The sequence below is a fragment of the Altererythrobacter sp. C41 genome, assembly GCF_016803135.1.
Classification (GTDB): domain Bacteria; phylum Pseudomonadota; class Alphaproteobacteria; order Sphingomonadales; family Sphingomonadaceae; genus Pelagerythrobacter.
Map to the genome: position 1 here is coordinate 468,428 of NZ_JAEVFE010000001.1, position 17,123 is coordinate 485,550.

General features: G+C 67.1%; 15 protein-coding genes and 2 tRNA genes. 8 read left to right on the plus strand and 9 right to left on the minus strand.

The window, feature by feature from the left end; genetic code table 11:
* Positions 1 to 36 precede the first annotated feature (36 nt).
* Both JNO53_RS02210 and JNO53_RS02215 read left to right on the plus strand, forming a co-directional pair.
* Positions 37 to 606 (plus strand): 5-formyltetrahydrofolate cyclo-ligase, encoded by a 570-nt coding sequence (locus tag JNO53_RS02210; RefSeq protein WP_203107171.1) that lies wholly within the window; start codon positions 37 to 39, stop codon positions 604 to 606.
* Positions 606 to 821 (plus strand): DUF2842 domain-containing protein, encoded by a 216-nt coding sequence (locus JNO53_RS02215; RefSeq protein WP_203107172.1) that lies wholly within the window; start codon positions 606 to 608, stop codon positions 819 to 821. The genes JNO53_RS02210 and JNO53_RS02215 overlap by 1 nt, the downstream gene beginning before the upstream one ends.
* Before the next feature lie 165 nt (positions 822 to 986).
* Here the strand turns inward: JNO53_RS02215 and JNO53_RS02220 are convergent.
* Positions 987 to 1,063, minus strand: a tRNA-Asp gene (locus JNO53_RS02220).
* Positions 1,064 to 1,242: 179 nt separating this feature from the next.
* Here JNO53_RS02220 and JNO53_RS02225 point away from each other — a divergent pair.
* On the plus strand, positions 1,243 to 1,701 hold the full coding sequence (locus JNO53_RS02225; RefSeq protein WP_203107173.1) for a hypothetical protein: 459 nt from the start codon (positions 1,243 to 1,245) through the stop codon (positions 1,699 to 1,701).
* Positions 1,702 to 1,710: 9 nt separating this feature from the next.
* Here the strand turns inward: JNO53_RS02225 and JNO53_RS02230 are convergent, their stop codons facing one another.
* The 5 genes from JNO53_RS02230 to thyA form a co-directional block, all read right to left on the minus strand.
* Positions 1,711 to 2,286: a YdeI/OmpD-associated family protein gene (locus JNO53_RS02230; protein ID WP_203107174.1), complete on the minus strand. Its 576-nt coding sequence runs from the start codon at positions 2,284 to 2,286 to the stop codon at positions 1,711 to 1,713.
* Positions 2,287 to 2,345: 59 nt separating this feature from the next.
* The gene (locus JNO53_RS02235; RefSeq protein ID WP_203107175.1) at positions 2,346 to 3,695 is read right to left on the minus strand and encodes a dihydrolipoamide acetyltransferase family protein; all 1,350 of its coding nucleotides are present in this window, start codon (positions 3,693 to 3,695) and stop codon (positions 2,346 to 2,348) included.
* Between the two features lie 5 nt (positions 3,696 to 3,700).
* The gene (locus JNO53_RS02240; protein WP_203107176.1) at positions 3,701 to 4,759 is read right to left on the minus strand and encodes an alpha-ketoacid dehydrogenase subunit beta; all 1,059 of its coding nucleotides are present in this window, start codon (positions 4,757 to 4,759) and stop codon (positions 3,701 to 3,703) included.
* On the minus strand, positions 4,756 to 6,057 hold the full coding sequence (locus tag JNO53_RS02245; RefSeq protein ID WP_203107177.1) for a 3-methyl-2-oxobutanoate dehydrogenase (2-methylpropanoyl-transferring) subunit alpha: 1,302 nt from the start codon (positions 6,055 to 6,057) through the stop codon (positions 4,756 to 4,758). The genes JNO53_RS02240 and JNO53_RS02245 overlap by 4 nt, the downstream gene beginning before the upstream one ends.
* Before the next feature lie 86 nt (positions 6,058 to 6,143).
* Positions 6,144 to 7,100 carry a thymidylate synthase gene (gene thyA / locus JNO53_RS02250; protein WP_203107178.1) on the minus strand — a complete coding sequence of 319 codons (957 nt, stop codon included), beginning with the start codon at positions 7,098 to 7,100 and terminating at the stop codon, positions 6,144 to 6,146.
* Positions 7,101 to 7,210: 110 nt separating this feature from the next.
* Between thyA and JNO53_RS02255 the strand changes: the two genes are divergently transcribed.
* Positions 7,211 to 7,287 (plus strand) — tRNA-Pro (locus tag JNO53_RS02255).
* Between the two features lie 64 nt (positions 7,288 to 7,351).
* On the opposite strand, the gene JNO53_RS02260 is transcribed toward JNO53_RS02255, so the two are convergent.
* The gene (locus tag JNO53_RS02260) at positions 7,352 to 7,753 is read right to left on the minus strand and encodes a MarR family winged helix-turn-helix transcriptional regulator (protein ID WP_203107179.1); all 402 of its coding nucleotides are present in this window, start codon (positions 7,751 to 7,753) and stop codon (positions 7,352 to 7,354) included.
* A 64-nt stretch (positions 7,754 to 7,817) separates the two neighbouring features.
* On the opposite strand from JNO53_RS02260, the gene JNO53_RS02265 reads away from it, so the two are divergent.
* On the plus strand, positions 7,818 to 9,584 hold the full coding sequence (locus JNO53_RS02265) for a chloride channel protein (RefSeq protein ID WP_238401533.1): 1,767 nt from the start codon (positions 7,818 to 7,820) through the stop codon (positions 9,582 to 9,584).
* Between the two features lie 55 nt (positions 9,585 to 9,639).
* Complete coding sequence (locus JNO53_RS02270) at positions 9,640 to 10,116, plus strand: low molecular weight protein-tyrosine-phosphatase (RefSeq protein WP_238401602.1); 477 nt, start codon at positions 9,640 to 9,642, stop codon at positions 10,114 to 10,116.
* Here JNO53_RS02270 and recG read toward each other — a convergent pair.
* Entirely contained in the window at positions 10,113 to 12,173 is a 2,061-nt protein-coding gene (gene recG / locus JNO53_RS02275) for an ATP-dependent DNA helicase RecG (RefSeq protein WP_203107180.1), read from the minus strand. The genes JNO53_RS02270 and recG overlap by 4 nt on opposite strands.
* 118 nt (positions 12,174 to 12,291) lie before the next feature.
* Here recG and JNO53_RS02280 point away from each other — a divergent pair, with 118 nt between their 5' ends.
* Positions 12,292 to 12,555: an FAD assembly factor SdhE gene (locus JNO53_RS02280; protein WP_203107181.1), complete on the plus strand. Its 264-nt coding sequence runs from the start codon at positions 12,292 to 12,294 to the stop codon at positions 12,553 to 12,555.
* Positions 12,556 to 12,713: 158 nt separating this feature from the next.
* Positions 12,714 to 16,208, plus strand: coding sequence for a transcription-repair coupling factor (mfd, locus tag JNO53_RS02285; RefSeq protein ID WP_203107182.1), 3,495 nt, complete (start codon positions 12,714 to 12,716; stop codon positions 16,206 to 16,208).
* Here the strand turns inward: mfd and JNO53_RS02290 are convergent.
* Positions 16,205 to 17,029: an EAL domain-containing protein gene (locus tag JNO53_RS02290; protein WP_238401534.1), complete on the minus strand. Its 825-nt coding sequence runs from the start codon at positions 17,027 to 17,029 to the stop codon at positions 16,205 to 16,207. The two genes, mfd and JNO53_RS02290, sit on opposite strands and share 4 nt — an antisense overlap.
* Between the last annotated feature and the right edge of the window lie 94 nt (positions 17,030 to 17,123).

Sequence of the window (17,123 nt, forward strand, 5' to 3'; positions counted from 1 at the left end):
GTTCCGCCACTCGATTTCCCCGATATACGCGAGGCTATGACCAAGGCCGAACTGAGGAAGGCGCTGCGCGCCGCGCGCCGCGAGCATGTCGCGGCCTTGCCCGAACAGATTCGCGCGCTCGTATTTCACCGTCCGCCCGCGCCGCTGCTCGAACGCATTCCCGAAGGCGCGGTGATCGGCCTCTACGTCGCGCACCCGCATGAGGCGCCGGCTGCATCATATGCGCGCTTCTTCGCCGAGCGCGGGCACGCGGTCGCCCTTCCCCGCTTCGCCACCCGGGAGGCGCCGATGGAATTCGCCCGGCATAGCGATCCGTTCGGAGAGAGCGATCTGGTCGAGGGCCCGTTTGCGATTCGCCAGCCCGGGGCGGATGCCGAAACGATCGAGCCGCAGGTGCTGTTCGTGCCGCTGCTCGGCTTCACCGATCGCGGCGACCGTCTGGGTCAGGGCGGCGGGCATTACGACCGCTGGCTCGACGCGCATCCCGACACGCTGCGGATCGGGCTCGCGTGGGACAGCCAGCGCGTCGGCGAACTGCCGGTCGAACCGCACGACATGCCGCTCGACGCCGTCGTCACGCCCACCCGCCTCTACGGACCGTTCTGATGCGCGAGGAACCGAGCTGGCGCCTTCCGGTAGGTATCCTGGGGCTGCTCGTGGGCCTCGCGGTCTACGGCCTGCTGATCGCGCGCTACGTTCCCGATCTCATCGGTGGCTGGCCGGCCTGGGCGCAGACCCCGATCTACCTAGCGCTGGGCCTCGCCTGGCTGCTGCCGCTCAGGCGCTTCCTGATCTGGATGGAAACCGGCCGCTGGGGGTGAGGCCGTTGCGCGGCGTTGCCACCACCCCCAAACCCCTTCCTCTAAAGAGGAGGGGGCTTAGAGGCGCATAGGTCTTTTCTCCCCCTCCTCTTCAGAGGAAGGGGTCGGGGGGTGGTGCTTGCAAAACGCTGCCGCCAACCATCAAATCTGGAAGAAAATCCCAAGTGGCGCGAGTGACGGGACTCGAACCCGCGACCTCCGGCGTGACAGGCCGGCGCTCTAACCAACTGAGCTACACCCGCGCATTCTCGGGCGGTGCGCCGCTTGGGAGCCGCGCCACTAGGGCAGCCTGAAAGGGCTGTCAATGGCCTCTCGCGCGGCTTTTTCACGGTGTGGAAAAGCACTCGCCCGGAGGCTTTCGTTAACCATATTTTCGTCTCTTCCGGTCACCTCTGATCACGAGGAGACGAAGGGGGAAGTCATGCGTATCGGTCTCGTGATCGGCAGCCTCGCCTGCTTCGCCGCCAGCGGCGTGGCGGCTCAATCGACAAGCGCCATCTCGCGCGCGGTCTATGTGGAGCGTGTCGCGACCACGTCCGACGGGGAGCGGGTTCGCACGATCGAGCCGGCCGAAAACCTGCGGTCCGGCGACAAGGTCGTGCTGATGGTCGAATGGCGCGGTCGGCGGAGCGGCGATCCGGTCACGGTCTCGAGCGCGGTGCCGCGTGCCCTCGCCTTCCAGCGCAGCAGTTCGGACGCGCTCGAGGTTTCGGTCGACGGGGGCCGCAACTGGGGCCGGCTGGGCACGATGCGAATGGCGGATGGCGACGGCATGCGCCTCGCCTCGCCCGAAGATGTCACGCACCTGCGCTGGCGCTTCGACGACGGCAGCGCCGCACAACGCGCCGCGCGGGTGACCTACAGCGCGATCGTGCGCTGAACGGGCCGCCTAGCAGCCCGCGTACTTCCAGTTGCGCTTCTTGCCCTCGGCCAGCCACTCGACTGCCGTGGCGATGCGTTTCGTGCGGGTCGCCGGGCGCTTTGCCTCGACGATCCATTCCAGGTACTCGCGGCGATAGGAGGGCGCGAGCGTATCGAAGAACGCCCGCGCTTGCGGAGCCGCCGCGAGCGCGCTGCCGAAGTCGTCCGGCATCGCGATCTCCGGTTTGGGTTTCGCCGCGCGCGTCGATGCTTTCCCTGAAACGAACGCATCGGCAGCCGCCCGGAAGCGCGCCGTGAGGTCCTCGTCGGGCGGCAATTCTCCGAGCGAAGCGATCTTGCCGAGAGTGCCCATGCCCTCCGCCGAATCGTCCTCGCCGTGAATCATCACTGCCGCGTGTGCCTTGAACGCCGCCATCCCGACCACGTTCTTTCCGCCGACCATGAAGTGCGGCATGCCCCACTTGATGGCTTCCTCGGCCTCCGGCAGCGCGGAATGCACGAGAGCGCGGACGTGTCGGAGGATCGGCTGCGCGAAGGCTTCGGCCTTGTCGATATAAGCGTCGATGCGTGGGTCGGTGGCCATGAAAGCCAACCTACCCGATCCTCCCCATTTTCGCGAAGCGCAAATGGGGAGGATCCTGGTCAATCCGCCAGCAGCAGGACCGGGGTTTCCAGCAGTTTCTTGAGCGCCTGCACGAAGCTGGCGGCGTCGTAGCCGTCGACCACGCGATGATCGCAGCTGATCGAGACGTTCATCAGCTTGCGCTTCTCGATCCGGTCGCCGCCCATCCCGTCGGGCACGAACATCGGCCGCTCGATGATCCGGTTGGGCCCGATGATCGCCACTTCGGGCCGGTTGATGACGGGCGTCGTCGCCACGCCGCCCAGCGGGCCGAGCGAAGTAAGCGTGAGCGTCGAGCCGGACAGCTCCTCCGACTTCGCCGAGCCATCGCGGGCGGCTTCCGCCAGGCGGCCGATCTCGCGCGCGAGCTGCCAGAGGTTCTTCGCCTGCGCGTCGCGGATCACCGGGACCATCAGCCCCCTGTCCGTCTGCGTCGCCATGCCGAGGTGAACCGCACCGTGGCGCGTGACCACGCCCGCCTCGTCGTCGTAGCGCGCATTGATCATCGGGAAGTCGGGCAATGTCCGGCAGATCGCGGCGATCAGCAGCGGCAGCATGGTGAGCTTCGGCTTGTTGCCGCGATTGGCGTTGAGATCGGCGCGCAGCCGCTCGAGCTCGGTCACGTCGCACTCCTCGACATAGGAGAAGTGCGGGATGTTGCGCTTCGATTCGGCCATGTTCTGCGCGATGCGCTTGCGCAGGCCGATGACCTTGATCTCCTCGTCAGCCCGTGTGCGGCCCGCGGGCGAGAACCCGCTGCCGGCATTGTAGGAGAGGAAGGCGTCGAGATCGGCATGGCGAATACGCCCGTCCTCGGCCGGTTTCACCTCGGCAAGATCGACGCCGAGATCCCTCGCCCGCGCGCGAACGGCAGGAGAGGCGAGAACTTTCTTCTCCCTCTCCCCTTCAGGGGAGAGGGTCGGGGTTTGGGGGACATCGCTCACGTCCCCCACTCCCTCCGCGCCCTTCGACATGCTCAGGGCACTCCTCCCTTTCCCCTGATGGGGAGAGGGCTTTTCCGCCGCGACCGCATCGTCTGCGTCGCTCGCGTCCGAGGTCTCCACCTCGATCCGCTCTTCGACTTCCTCGGCCTTCGGTGCAGGGGCGGCATCCGCCTCCGCAGCGGCGCCCTCGGTCTCGATCACGACGAGCATCGCGCCGATCGCGATCGTGTCACCCACTTCGCCGGCGATCTCGACGACTTTACCCGCGACCGGGCTTTCCATTTCGACGGTCGCCTTGTCGGTCATCATGTCGGCGAGGCGGTCGTCTTCGTCGACGGTGTCGCCGACCTTGACGTGCCAGTCGACGATCTCGGCTTCGGCGATGCCTTCGCCGATGTCGGGAAGATTGAAGGTGAATCTGGCCATGTGCGTCAGTCCTTCAGGAGCTTGTCGATCGCTTCGCCGATGCGAACCGGGCCGGGGAAATAGGCCCATTCGAGGCTGTGCGGATAAGGGGTGTCGAAGCCGGTCACGCGCTCGACCGGGGCTTCGAGGTGATAGAAGCAGCGTTCGGTGACGAGCGCCGAGAGCTCCGCGCCGAAGCCGGAGGTGCGGGTCGCCTCGTGCACGATCAGGCACTTGCCGGTGCGCTCGACCGAGGCCTCGATCGCCTCGATGTCGATCGGCACCAGCGTGCGCAGGTCCAGGATGTCCGCCTCGACGCCCTTCTCGCGGCAGACCGCCTCGACCACGTGAACCATCGTGCCGTAAGCAAGCACGGTCAGGGCATCGCCTTCGGTCACCGTGCGCGCCTTGCCGAGCGGGATCTTGTAGTATCCCTCGGGCACGACGCTCTGCGGGTGGCGCTTCCAGGGCTCGGCCGGCTTGTCGTAGTAACCGCTGAACGGCCCGTTGTAGATCCGCTTCGGCTCGAAGAAGATCACCGGGTCGTTGTCCTCTATGCACGAGATCAGCAGACCCTTGGCATCGTAAGGCGTCGAGGGGATCACCGTCTTGAGGCCCGAGACGTGGGTAAACAGCGCCTCCGGACTCTGGCTGTGCGTCTGCCCACCGAAGATGCCTCCGCCGAAGGGCGAACGCACCGTCATCGGCGCGATGTATTCGGTCGCCGAACGATAGCGCAGCCGCGCCGCTTCGGAGATGAGCTGGTCGAGCCCGGGATAGATGTAGTCGGCGAACTGGATCTCCGGCACCGGCCTCAGACCATAAGCGCCCATCCCCACCGCGACGCCGATGATCCCGCATTCCGAAATCGGCGTGTCGAACACCCGCGTCTTGCCATGCTTCTTTTGCAGGCCAGCCGTGCAGCGGAAGACGCCGCCGAAGTAGCCGACGTCCTCCCCCATCACGATCACGTCGGGATCGCGCTCCAGCATGATGTCCAACGCATCGTTGATCGCCTCGATCATGTTGAGGCGGCGCTCGGTGCCGCTCTGTGCCGCCTGGCTTTCCTTCACTTCGGCGCTCATTGCGGACGCCCTCCGTGGAACTTGATGAGCCGCTCGCGCGTCGCCTGCTCGGCCTGTTCCTTCAGGTGCCAGGGCAGTTCCTCGAACACGTCCTCGAACATCGTGCGGAAGGGCTGGTGCATGCCGTGGCCGAGGATACCGTTCTTCTCGGCCTCCTTGGTCGCGGCCTTGACCCGCTCGGCCGCCTCGCGGTCCATGGCTTCCTGCCGCTCCTCATCCCATTCACCGAGCGCGATTAGGTGATTCTTGAGCCGCATGATGGGATCGCCCAGCGGCCACTCCTCACGCTCCTGCGCGCTGCGGTAACCGGCGGGATCGTCGGACGTCGAATGCCCTTCCGCACGGTAGGTGAAGTATTCGATCAGAGTCGGCCCGGCATTGGCGCGCGCGCGATTGGCCGCCCACCGCTGCGCGGCATAGACGGCGAGCGCGTCGTTGCCGTCGACCCGCAGCCCGGCAAGCCCATATCCCAGCGCGCGCGCGGCGAAGGTCGTCCGCTCCGCGCCGGCGAAGCCCGAGAAGCTCGAAATCGCCCACTGGTTGTTGATAACGTTGAGGATAACCGGTGCGTTATAGACGGTCGCGAAAGTGCAGGCCGAATGAAAGTCGCCTTCTGCGGTGCTGCCCTCGCCCACCCAGGTCGCGGCGATGCGGCTGTCGCCCCGGATCGCGCTCGCCATCGCCCAGCCCACCGCCTGCGGGGTCTGCGTGGCGAGGTTGCCGCTGATGGAGAAGAAGCTGTGCTCTCGGCTCGAATACATGATCGGGAGCTGGCGGCCCTTCAGCTTGTCGCCCTTGTTCGAGTAGATCTGGTTGATCATCTCGACGAGGTCGTAGCCGCGCGCGATCAGCACGCCCTGCTGGCGGTAGCTGGGGAAGACCATGTCGTCGCTCGCCAGCGCCATGGCGGCGGCGACCGAGGTCGCCTCCTCGCCCGTACACTTCATGTAGAAGCTGGTCTTGCCCTGCCGCTGGCCGCGGAACATGCGCTCGTCGAACGCGCGCACGAGCGCGAAATGGCCGAGCATGGTGCGCAGCGTGTCGGGATCGAGCTTGGGATCCCAGGGGCCGTGGGCGCGGTTGTCGTCGCCCAGCACGCGGATCAGGTCGTGGCAGAGCGGCGCGGTTTCCCGGGCATCGCACGCCTCGTCGGGGCGCGGCTGCTTGCCGGGCTCGCTGACCTGGATATGGCTGAAGTCCACCGTGTCGCCGGGGCGGAACTTGGGTTCGGGAACGTGAAGCCGGAGCGTGGGCTTGTTGGCCCCTGCTTCCCGGTCCGCGTCGGGCCTGTCGGCCATAGGGTGATCTCCCAAAACGTGAGACGCATTCTTATACGTGTGCGTTATTTTATTTCACGGTTCGGGAGGGGTCAAGCTCTCCCGTCTCAGACCGCCACGGGGGCCCTGATCGCCCCCAGCGGCGTGTAGTTGCGGACCTCGAAATTCTCGAGACGGTAATCGAAAATCGTCTCCGGCCGCCGCACTATCTCAAGCCGCGGGCGGCCCTGCGGTTCCCTTGTAAGCTGCTCGGTGATCAGGTGCTCGTGGTTGAGGTAGAGGTGGACGTCCCCCCCCATCCACACGAACTCGCCCGGCTCGAGATCGACCTGCTGCGCGATCATCCGCTGTAGCAGCGCACCCGACCACAAGTTGAACGGCAGGCCCAGCGCGACGTCGCAGCTCCGCTGATAGAGCGCGCAGTTGAGCCGGCCGTCGGCAACGTGGAACTGGTAGGTCTTGTGACACGGCGGCAGCGCCATGCGGTCGAGCTCGGCAACGTTCCACCCTTCGATGATGTGGCGCCGGCTGCCGGGATTGGTGCGCAGCGATTCGACAACTTGCGCGACCTGGTTGATCCCCGGGCCCTTCTCGTACGTGCCGTCCGGGCGATAGCGGTACGTCGGCCAGTCGACCCATTGCTTGCCGTAGACCGGTCCCAGATCGCCCCAGCGCTCGGCGAATGCCTCGTCCTCGGCGATCCGCTGCACGAAATCCTCGAGCGTCATCGCATCGCCCGTCTCGCGCACGTAGCGGGCATGCGGCCATTCGTTCCAGATCTTCACGCCCTGCAGCACCAGCGGGCGAATGTTCGTCTCGCCCGTGAGGAACCACAGCATCTCGCGCGTTGCGGTCTTCCAGTAGACCCGCTTGGTGGTGAGGAGCGGCATGGCACCCTCTGCCAGATCGAAGCGCAGCATCGCCCCGAACACCGACCGCGTGCCGACCCCGGTGCGGTCCACCCGCTCGCTCCCCTCGGCCCAGATGCGGCGCATGAGGTCGAGATACTGCTGTTCGGGGTGCTCGCGATTCGGAGAATCGGCGGGAAGTGCGGCGCTGGCCATGCCAACGTCCTAGACCTGCAATTGCCCGCTTGCCACCCCGCCACACGCTGCCTATAGGGCGCGCCTTGCCTCGACCCGCACGGCGCTTCGCCGGACGGGACCGACACGGTCGGGGAGTAGCTCAGCCTGGTAGAGCACTGTCTTCGGGAGGCAGGGGCCGGAGGTTCGAATCCTCTCTCCCCGACCAATATCTTCAACGGAAATCTGTATTCTCCGGCGGGCGGCAGCACCTCCTTCCCGGAGGCTGGCCTTCAAAGCTTTTCGAGCAACTTGTGCAGCAAGGGGCCGGAGCGGCGGAGTTCTGCGCGATGGGCGACGGTCAGCGAGGTGAGGATTTCCATCGCCTCCTTTGTCAGACACAAATGGACCTGCCGCCGGTCGGCCGCGTCATGCTGACGCATCGCCAGCCCCTGCCCCTCGAGTCGGGCCGCGAGTTCCGAGGCACTGTGCGGCCGTAGCAGGAGCCGCTCGGCCAATTCGCCGACCAGCATCTCGCCGCCGGGAGCGGCCCGTATCGCCAGCAGAGCCTGGTGCTGCTGCGGCGTGAGTCCTGCGCCCCGCGCCGCGTTTTCGGAGAAGTGCAGGAACCGCCGCAGCTCGTAGCGGAAGGCCGCGAGTGCGCGATAGCTTTCGTTGTCGAGTTCGTCCGCCATCGTGCACCTTGAAAAATATCGGATCACGATATACCGGGGCGACTTCGCCTTGCAAGAGACCGAGATGACCGACCGACCTGCGCAGCCGGACGCCCGTGCCGCTGTCCCTCGCCCACGCGCGGCCGACCACAGTGCGGACAGGCGCATGCTCGTGCTCGCGGCGATGGCGCTGGTGACGGGCACCGGCGGTGCGCTCGCCGCCTGGCTGCTGCTCCATCTGATCGAGCTCACGGTGAACCTGTTCTGGTATCAGCGCATTTCTGTGGAGCCTGCATCGATCGTCGATGCGGCAACCGGACCGATCGTGCTGCTCGTTCCGGTCATCGGCAGCCTGATTGTCGGACTGATGGCGCGCTTCGGCTCCGACAAGATCAGGGGGCACGGAATTCCGGAGGCGATAGAGGCGATTCTCTACGGCGAAAGCAAGCTGTCGCCCCGCGTCGCCTTCCTCAAGCCGCTCTCCTCCGCCATTTCCATAGGAAGCGGCGGACCGTTCGGCGCCGAAGGTCCGATCATCATGACCGGCGGCGCGGTCGGATCGCTGTTCGCGCAGCGTTTCCGCCTGACCGCGGCCGAGCGCAAAACCCTGCTGGTGGCAGGTGCAGCCGCGGGGATGACGGCGATCTTCGGCACGCCCGTCGCCGCGATACTGCTCGCGATCGAAGTTCTGCTGTTCGAATGGAAGCCCCGCAGCTTCGTGCCGGTGATCGTCAGCGCGACAGTCGCCTTTGCCTGGCGGCCGCTACTGATCGGCAGTGGGCCGCTGTTTCCTTTCGACGCTGCTCTGCCGATCGACGGCACCGTCCTGCTGCTCTCGGCCGTGCTCGGGTGCCTTGCCGGCGGCGTCGCGGGACTGCTGTCCACCCTGCTCTACCGAATCGAGGACGTCTTCCACCGCCTGCCGGTACACTGGATGTGGTGGCCCGCGCTCGGTGCCGTGATCGTCGGCGTCGGCGGATTGATCGAACCCCGCGTGCTCGGCGCTGGCTACGGCAGCATTCAGGACCTGCTCGACGGGCGCCTCATGCTCGCCGCAATGGTGCTGCTCTTCGCGGCGAAAGCGGTCGTGTGGCTGATCGCGCTAGGTTCGGGCACGTCCGGCGGCGTGCTTGCGCCGCTACTTATCTTGGGGGGCGCCCTCGGCGGCGTCGCGGGGTATTGGCTGCCGGGCGGAAGTGGGCCGTGGGCCATGCTCGGCATGGCGGGCGTGATGAGCGCGGCGATGCGCGCGCCGCTCACGTCGGCCATTTTCGTGGTCGAGCTCACCGGGCACTTTGCAGAGCTACCCGCCGCCGTCGCCGCCTCGGGTGCCGCCTATGCGATCGCCGTGCTGGCGCTCAGGCGCTCGATCCTGACCGAGAAGATATCGCGCCGCGGGCGCCACGTCAGTCAGGAATTCAGCGTGGACCCGCTGGCGCTGGGCATGGCGGCCGACCTGATGACGCGCGATCCGGAGACCCTGCCGGAAACCATGTCGATCGCGGACGCCACGCACTTCTTCGAAACCGAAGCCGTGCACCAGACTTATCCGGTGGTCGACGCCGATCACCGCCCCGTCGGGCTGGCCGCACGCCGCGATGCCTTGCACTGGCAGCGGCTGGACGATCGGCAGACGGTCTCGCTCGGCGATCGCCTGTCGGACCGGTCGTTGCCGGTGGCGACGCCCGATACGCCGGCCGATGCGATCGCCAACCTCATGATCACCAACGAGGTCGGTCGCATATGCGTCGTCGCCCCGGACGATGGACGGCTGATCGGCATCATCTCGCGCCGCGACCTTCTGCAATCGCGCGCCGCCGTGCTGCGCGGCGAACGCGATCGCGCGCGGTAAGATGCTCCCGCTTCCCAAGCACCCGGCGTGCGGCTTAAGAGCCGTCGAAATCATCATGCCGGAGGACATCATCGCAAGGCTCGCCATCCTGTTCGTCTGCCTGGGGAACATCTGCCGCTCGCCGCTGGCCGAAGCGGCGTTTCGCGCGGCGGCGGCGCGCGCGAGGCTCGATGTCGTGGTCGACAGTGCGGGGACCGCGGACTACCACGTCGGCAAGCAGCCCGATCCGCGCAGCATCGCGACGGCGGCGCGGCACGGAATCGACATCTCGCATTATCGCGGACGGCAACTGGCGGTGGAGGACTTCGACCGGTTCGACTGGATCGTCGGCATGGATCGCTCGAACATGCGCGATATCGAACGCCTGCGGCCGGCGGACAGCAGAGCGAAGGTCGCCATGCTGATGGATCTCGTGCCGGGCCGGGAAGGGGCGGAAGTCGCCGATCCCTGGTACGGCGGCGAGGATAATTTCACTTACACCTGGGAAGATGTGAGCCGCGGCGCCGAAGCGCTCGTCGCCCTGCTGCGCTAGCCTCCGCGCAGCAGTTGCACGCCCCAGTCGCGTTCGAACAGATAAAGCAGCACGCGGGCGGCAGTGCCACGCTCGCCCTCCAGGCCGCCGTCGCGCTCCATCAGCAGGTGGGCGTCGTCGTGCGCGAGCGGAAGGAGGCGCTGGATCTGCTCCAGCGTCGCGACGCGAAACGGCGTGTCGCCCGACTGGCGCGTGCCGAGCAGCTCGCCGCCGCCGCGCAAGCGCAAGTCCTCCTCGGCGAGGCGAAAGCCGTCCTGCGTCTCGCGCATGAGGGCGAGGCGTTCCCGGCCGGTTTCCGACAGCGCTTCGCCGCGCAGCAGCAGGCACGTCGATTTTTCGCTTCCGCGCCCCACGCGTCCGCGCAACTGGTGAAGCTGGGCGAGGCCGAAGCGCTCGGCCTGCTCGATCACCATCAGGGTTGCGGCGGGCACGTCGACACCGACCTCGATCACCGTGGTCGCCACCAGCAGCTTCGCCACGCCGCGCGCGAATCGCTCCATTGCGGCGTCCTTGAGTTCCGGCTTGAGCTGCCCGTGGACCAGCACGACTGCATCTCCGAAACGCTCCCGCAGCGCGGCGTAGCGCGCCTCGGCCGCGGCGATGTCCTCGCTTTCGTGCTCGCGCACCATCGGGCAGACCCAGTAAGCCTGCTGCCCTCCCGCGATGTGCCGGCCGATCGCATCAATCACGTCGGCGAGCCGCTCCTGCGCGACTACGCGGGTATCGATCGCCTGGCGTCCGGGTGGCATCTCGTCGAGGCGGCTGACGTCCATCTCGCCGTACTGCGCCAGAGTGAGCGTGCGCGGGATCGGGGTTGCCGTCATCGCCAGCGTGTGCGGCGTGCGGCGCCCCTTGCCCGCGAGCTGCAGCCGCTGTGCGACCCCGAAGCGATGCTGTTCGTCGATCACCACCAGCGCGAGGTCGCGGTAGGCGACGCTTTCCTGGAAGATCGCATGGGTGCCGACCACGATGTCGATGCTTCCGTCCATCAGGCCCATCAGGATCGATTCGCGCGCCCTGCCCTTGTCGCGGCCGGTCAGCAGGGCAATCTCGACTCCGGTCGGCTGCGCCATGGCCCGCAGCGTTTCGAAATGCTGGCGCGCGAGGATCTCGGTGGGTGCGAGGAGTGCCGCCTGCCGGCCGGCCTCGACTGCGATCAGCATGGCTTCCAGGGCCACCACCGTCTTGCCCGCGCCGACATCTCCCTGGAGCAGCCGCAGCATGGGCGCTTCCTGCGCCAGATCGCCCTCGATCTCGGCAATCGAGCGCTTCTGCGCGCCGGTGAGGGGGAATGGCAGTTGCAGCCTGGCACGCAAGGCTCCGTCGCCCTGTAGAGACTGTCCGCGCCGGCGGCGATTGTCCGCCCGCACGAGCATCAGAGCGAGACTGTTGGCGAGAAGCTCGTCGTAAGCAAGCCGCTCCCGGGCGGCCGCATGCTCGCCGTTGTGCGCCAGCTTGAGCGCGTCGGCCCAGGCAGGCCATTTCTGACGCGCGAACTGGCCCGGCTCGATCCATTCCGGTAGTTCAGGCAAGCGTGCGAGCGCCTGCTCGACGAGGCTTGCGACCTTCGGCTGCGTTAGCCCCTCCGACAGCGCGTAAACCGGCTCGCAGAGTTGGCAGAGCGCGTTGCCGCCGTCCTCCGACACGTGATCCGGATGTACGATCTGGAGCATGTCACCGTAGCGGTCGAGGCGCCCGGCGACCCAGCGCTTCTCGCCCACTGGAAGCTGCTTCTTCGCGGTGTAGGACGCGCGGCCGAAATAAGTCAGCGCGCAGACGTTGCCGACCGCATCCTGCGCGAGCACGCGGTAGGGGCCGCGGCCGCTGCGCGCGGCGCGGTGCTCGGTCGGGGTGAGCGCGACGACGATCTGCTCGCCCTCGCTGGCGGCATCCAGGTTCTCGACCGGGCGGCGCGTGACGAAACGTTCGGGCAGGTGGTAGGCCACGTCCTTCACCCGCGAGAGGCCGAGCTTGTCGAGCGGCTTCTGCAGCTTGGGCCCGACACCGTCGAGCGTCGCGGTTTCGGCGAACAGCGGGTTGAGGATGTCGGGGCGCATGGGATGCTCTTAGCGCCCATCGTCGTGCCAGCGAAAGCTGGGATCGCATGCCCGGCGCTGCGCTTGTGGAGAGCGATGCCGGCTTGCGCTGGCACGGCGGTGAAGATAGGCGCCCCGCATGCCCGACCCCACCCGCCTCTCCCGCGCCCGCTTCCGCGCGTGGCACCGCGGCACGCGCGAGGCCGATTACATGATCGGCGGGTTCTTCGACCGGTATCATTCCGACTGGGACGAGGCGGAACTGGTGTGGTTCGAGGCGCTGCTGGAGGAAGACGACGTCGATGTGATGGCCTGGGCGCTTGGTACGCAGCCCGTGCCGGAGCAGTTCGCAGGTCCCCAGATGGCTGCGATGCAGAAGCTCGACTACGTCGAGATTTCGTAGCTCCCCAAAGGTCGTCATCCCAGCTTTCGCTGGAATGGCGGGTGGGAAAATCGCCCCGAATGTCTATGTGAGGCTCCACGACCCACCCGCTCGAATCCCTCGGGCGGGTTTTCGCTCGTGCGCGGAACGCGGGACCGGCAACACGATTTGGACAGGACATGCCCGACCTCCACCGTATCCTGAAGGCCGAGAGGCCGCTCACGCTCGCCTCGGTCGCGCGGGGCGCGCAGCCGCTCGTGATGGCCGATCTCGCGCGTGCGGCGAAGGGCCGAGCGGTCTTCATCGCGGCCGACGAAGTGGCAATGCACAGCGTTACGGAGGCGGCGCAGTATTTCGCCCCCGAGCTCGACGTCATCGAGTTTCCCGCGTGGGACTGCCTGCCCTACGATCGCGCCAGCCCCGCCCTCACCGTCAGCGCACGCAGGCTTTCCGCGCTGCACCGGCTTCAGGCCGGCAAGGCGGGTTCACAGCTCCTCGTCACCACCGTAAACGCGGTGCTCCAGCGGGTGCTGACGCCCTTCCGCGTCCGCGAGAGCGTGCGCGAGTTCAAGCCCGGGATCGAGATCGGCCGCGAGAGCCTCGCCGCACTGCTCCAGAGGCAGGGCTACAGCCGGACCGACACGGTGGTCGACAAAGGCGAGTACGCGGTCCGCGGTTCGATCGTCGACATCTTCCCCTCGGGGCTGGACGAGGGCCTGCGGCTCGATTTCTTCGGCGACGAGCTCGAAAGCCTGCGCAGCTTCGATCCCTCGACCCAGATGAGCACCGGCGTGCTCAAGTCGCACCTCCTGCTGCCGGCCAGCGAAGCACTGCTCGACGAGGACAGCATCAAGCGCTTCCGCAGCCGCTACCGCGAAATGTTCGGCGCCAACGCGACGCAGGATCCGCTCTACGAGGCGGTCAGCGAAGGGCGCCGTCTCGCCGGCATGGAACATTGGTTGCCCCTGTTCGAGGAGCGGATGGCGACGCTGTTCGATCACCTCGGCGATGGCGACATGGTCGCGATCGATTCCGCAGCACTCCAGGCCGCCGAGGAGCGCCTGTCGGACATTTCCGACTATCACGAACAGCGCAAGACCACCGGCGGCCAGGCCAAGGGCAGCTACCGCCCCCTCCCCGCCGACGCGCTCTACCTCGCCGAGGACGAGTTCGGCGCAGCGCTGGACAAGAGGCCCGTCCACCGGACGACGATCTTCGCCGAGCCCGAAAGCGAGCGGGTAGTCGATTTCGGCTTCTCCTCCGCGCGCGATTTCGCACCCGAGCGCGCGCGGGGCGGCAATGTTTATGAAGCCGCTGCCAAGCACCTCGGCGCGGTCGGCCGAAGCGGGAAGAAGGCGCTGTTCGCCGCCTATTCGACCGGAAGCCGGGCCCGCATCGCGTCGATCCTCTCGGAGGCCGGTGCGAATACGCAGCTTGCCGATAGCTGGCAGGAAGCGCTCGGCCTGGCCGCGAAGGGCAAGCCGGTGGCGCTCGTCCTGCCGCTCGAGACCGGCTTCGCCAACGACGAACTGGAGCTGCTCACCGAACAGGACGTGCTCGGCGACCGCCTCGTTCGCCGCCGCAAGAAGCGCAAGGATTCCGACGCATTCCTGGCCGAGCTATCGGCGCTCAACCGGGGCGACCTGGTCGTCCATGTCGAGCACGGGATCGGCAAGTACCTCGGGCTGGAGCCGATCGCCGTCGGCAAGAGCCAGCACGACTGCGTGATGCTGGAGTACAAGGGCGGTGACAAGCTCTACATCCCGGTCGAGAACATCGACGTCCTCAGCCGCTACGGCAGCAGCGAGGAGGCGGTCATGCTCGACCGCCTCGGCGGCGAGGCGTGGCAGAAGCGGCGCGCGCGGCTGAAGGAGCGCATCCGCGAGATCGCGGGCGAGTTGATGCAGGTCGCGGCCCAGCGCGCGCTGAAGAAGGCGCCGGTGCTCGCGGCGGAAGAGGCGAGCTTCAACCAGTTCGTCGACCGTTTCCCGTGGCAGGAAACCGACGATCAGGACCGCGCGATCGAGGACGTTCTGGGCGATCTCGAAGCCGGCCGGCCGATGGACCGCCTGGTCTGCGGCGATGTCGGCTTCGGCAAGACCGAGGTTGCGCTGCGCGCCGCCTTCGTCGCGGCGATGGCCGGGCAGCAGGTCGCGGTAGTGGCGCCAACCACGCTGCTGGCGCGCCAGCACTACACCAATTTCGTCGAGCGTTTCGCCGGCTTCCCGCTGCGCATCGGACGTCTCTCGCGCCTCGTGCCCGCGAAGGAAATGACCGAGACCCGCGAAGGGCTGGCCGAAGGCAAAGTCGATATCGTGATCGGCACCCACGCGATCCTCTCCAAGACGACGAAGTTCCGCAATCTCGGCCTCGTGATCGTCGACGAGGAGCAGCGCTTCGGCGTCACGCATAAGGAGAAGCTCAAGCAGCTCCGCGCCGACGTTCATGTTCTCACCCTCACCGCCACGCCGATCCCGCGCACGCTGCAGATGGCGATGAGCGGCCTGCGCGAACTCTCGACCATCCAGACCCCGCCCGTCGACCGCCTCGCCGTGCGCACCTACGTGATGGAATGGGACGACATGGTCATGCGCGAGGCGCTGCTGCGCGAGCACCATCGCGGCGGGCAGAGCTTCATCGTCGTGCCCCGCATCTCCGACATGGAGCCGCTGTCCGACTGGCTGCACGAGCACGTGCCCGAAGTGAAGTTCGTCGCCGCGCATGGCCAGATGGCCGCCGGCGAGATCGAGGAACGGATGAGCGCCTTCTACGAGGGCAAGTACGACGTGCTGCTCTCGACCACGATCGTCGAGAGCGGGCTCGACCTGCCGAGCGCCAACACGATCATCATCCACCGCGCCGACATCTTCGGCCTCGCCCAGCTCTACCAGCTTCGCGGCCGCGTCGGCCGATCGAAGCTGCGCGCCTATGCCTACCTCACCTACGAGAAGGACGTCGCGCTGTCCGAAGTCGCCGAGAAGCGGCTCAAGGTGCTCGGCGATCTCGACAGCCTCGGTGCCGGTTTCCAGCTCGCCAGCCACGATCTCGACATTCGCGGCGCGGGCAATCTGCTGGGCGACGAGCAGTCAGGCCATATCCGCGAGGTCGGGTTCGAACTCTACCAGTCGATGCTGGAGGACGCGATCCTCGCCGCCAAGGCTGGCGATGCCGGGCTGGAGCGTGGCGGCGATCCGCTGAGCCCGCAGATCACGGTCGACGCGCCGATCATGATCCCCGAGGACTACGTGCCCGATCTCGCCGTTCGCATGGCGCTCTATCGCCGCCTCAACGACGCGAAGGACGGCGCCGAGATTGAGGCGATGGCGGCCGAGATGATCGACCGCTTCGGCCCCCTGCCCGATGCCACCGCGAACCTCATCCGCCTGATCGAGATCAAGCATCAGGCCATCACCGCGAACATAGCCAAGATCGATGTCGGGGCGCGCGGTACGCTGGTGACCTTCCACAACGACGACTTCCCCGATCCCGCAGGCCTGCTCGCCTATGTCGAGCGGCTGAAGGACACCGCCAAGCTGCGGCCCGACATGAAACTCGTCATCAACCGTGCCTGGGGCGACCCCAAGTCGCGGCTGAATGGGCTGTTCCAGTTGACCAAGGGCCTGAGCGGCATCGTCAGCAAGACGAAGAAGCGCGAGAAGGAACTCGCTGGCTAAAGTCCGCGAACGACTCGCCCGCTATCTTGGCTCGCGAATTCCTCGAACGCCCGCGCAGCCATCGGCCGCGCGCGCAGGAAGCCCTGAAACGCCGCGCAGCCTTCGTCGCGCACCTTCTCCAGTTGCGCTTCGTCCTCGATCCCCTCCGCGATCACGGCGATGTCGAGCGCCCCGGCCATGGCGACGATCGCGCGCAGCACGGCCAGATCGCGCGCATCCGTGACGATCCCCTCCACCATCGATCGGTCGAGCTTGAGATAATGGAGCGGCAGGATCTTGAGATAACGGAAGTTGCAGAAGCCCGCACCGAAGTCGTCGAGCGCGATTCGCATGCCCTTGCCGGCAAGCCGCGCGAGCTGGGCGGCGCTGCCGTCGATGTCGCGCACCAGCGCCTGTTCGGTGAGTTCGAGCGTCAGTCGCTCCGCCGGGAAACCCGATTCCCGTACCGCCGCGCCAAAGGTGTCGGCGAAATTCTCCGCCGCGATATCGGCGGCCGTTACGTTGAGCGAGAGACGCAGCGGATCGGGCCAGCGTGCCGCAGCCGCCAGCGCCCGCCCGGCAATATGGTGCGTGAGCGCCGCGGCATCGCCGGCGTTCCCGGCGAGCGCAAACAGGGCGTCGATCCCGATCGTCCCGCGCCGCGGGTGGTTCCAGCGCGCCAACGCCTCCGCGCCGATCAGCCTCTCGTCGCTGCAGGAGAATTGCGGCTGGAACGCGATTTCGATCTGCCCCCCGTCGATCGCGGCGAACAGTTCCTGCGAACGCTCGGCACCGCTGCGCCGGCGGTCGATGGGCGAACGGCGCTCGCGAGTCGATGTCATGAAATTCATTCCCCGCCGTTGGCGCAGTCCGCCCTGCCCGTCTGCCCGTGTGCCGCGCGCGTTGCAAATCGAGACGGTGCCCCATAGGGTGCGC

Bases quoted from the DNA above. Each gene is read 5' to 3' on its own strand.
- JNO53_RS02210 (WP_203107171.1), top strand. From the start codon at position 37: ATGACCAAGGCCGAACTGAGGAAGGCGCTGCGCGCCGCGCGCCGCGAG.
- JNO53_RS02215 (WP_203107172.1), top strand. From the start codon at position 606: ATGCGCGAGGAACCGAGCTGGCGCCTTCCGGTAGGTATCCTGGGGCTG.
- JNO53_RS02225 (WP_203107173.1), top strand. From the start codon at position 1,243: ATGCGTATCGGTCTCGTGATCGGCAGCCTCGCCTGCTTCGCCGCCAGC.
- JNO53_RS02230 (WP_203107174.1), bottom strand. From the start codon at position 2,286: ATGGCCACCGACCCACGCATCGACGCTTATATCGACAAGGCCGAAGCC.
- JNO53_RS02235 (WP_203107175.1), bottom strand. From the start codon at position 3,695: ATGGCCAGATTCACCTTCAATCTTCCCGACATCGGCGAAGGCATCGCC.
- JNO53_RS02240 (WP_203107176.1), bottom strand. From the start codon at position 4,759: ATGAGCGCCGAAGTGAAGGAAAGCCAGGCGGCACAGAGCGGCACCGAG.
- JNO53_RS02245 (WP_203107177.1), bottom strand. From the start codon at position 6,057: ATGGCCGACAGGCCCGACGCGGACCGGGAAGCAGGGGCCAACAAGCCC.
- thyA (WP_203107178.1), bottom strand. From the start codon at position 7,100: ATGGCCAGCGCCGCACTTCCCGCCGATTCTCCGAATCGCGAGCACCCC.
- JNO53_RS02260 (WP_203107179.1), bottom strand. From the start codon at position 7,753: ATGGCGGACGAACTCGACAACGAAAGCTATCGCGCACTCGCGGCCTTC.
- JNO53_RS02265 (WP_238401533.1), top strand. From the start codon at position 7,818: ATGACCGACCGACCTGCGCAGCCGGACGCCCGTGCCGCTGTCCCTCGC.
- JNO53_RS02270 (WP_238401602.1), top strand. From the start codon at position 9,640: ATGCCGGAGGACATCATCGCAAGGCTCGCCATCCTGTTCGTCTGCCTG.
- recG (WP_203107180.1), bottom strand. From the start codon at position 12,173: ATGCGCCCCGACATCCTCAACCCGCTGTTCGCCGAAACCGCGACGCTC.
- JNO53_RS02280 (WP_203107181.1), top strand. From the start codon at position 12,292: ATGCCCGACCCCACCCGCCTCTCCCGCGCCCGCTTCCGCGCGTGGCAC.
- mfd (WP_203107182.1), top strand. From the start codon at position 12,714: ATGCCCGACCTCCACCGTATCCTGAAGGCCGAGAGGCCGCTCACGCTC.
- JNO53_RS02290 (WP_238401534.1), bottom strand. From the start codon at position 17,029: ATGACATCGACTCGCGAGCGCCGTTCGCCCATCGACCGCCGGCGCAGC.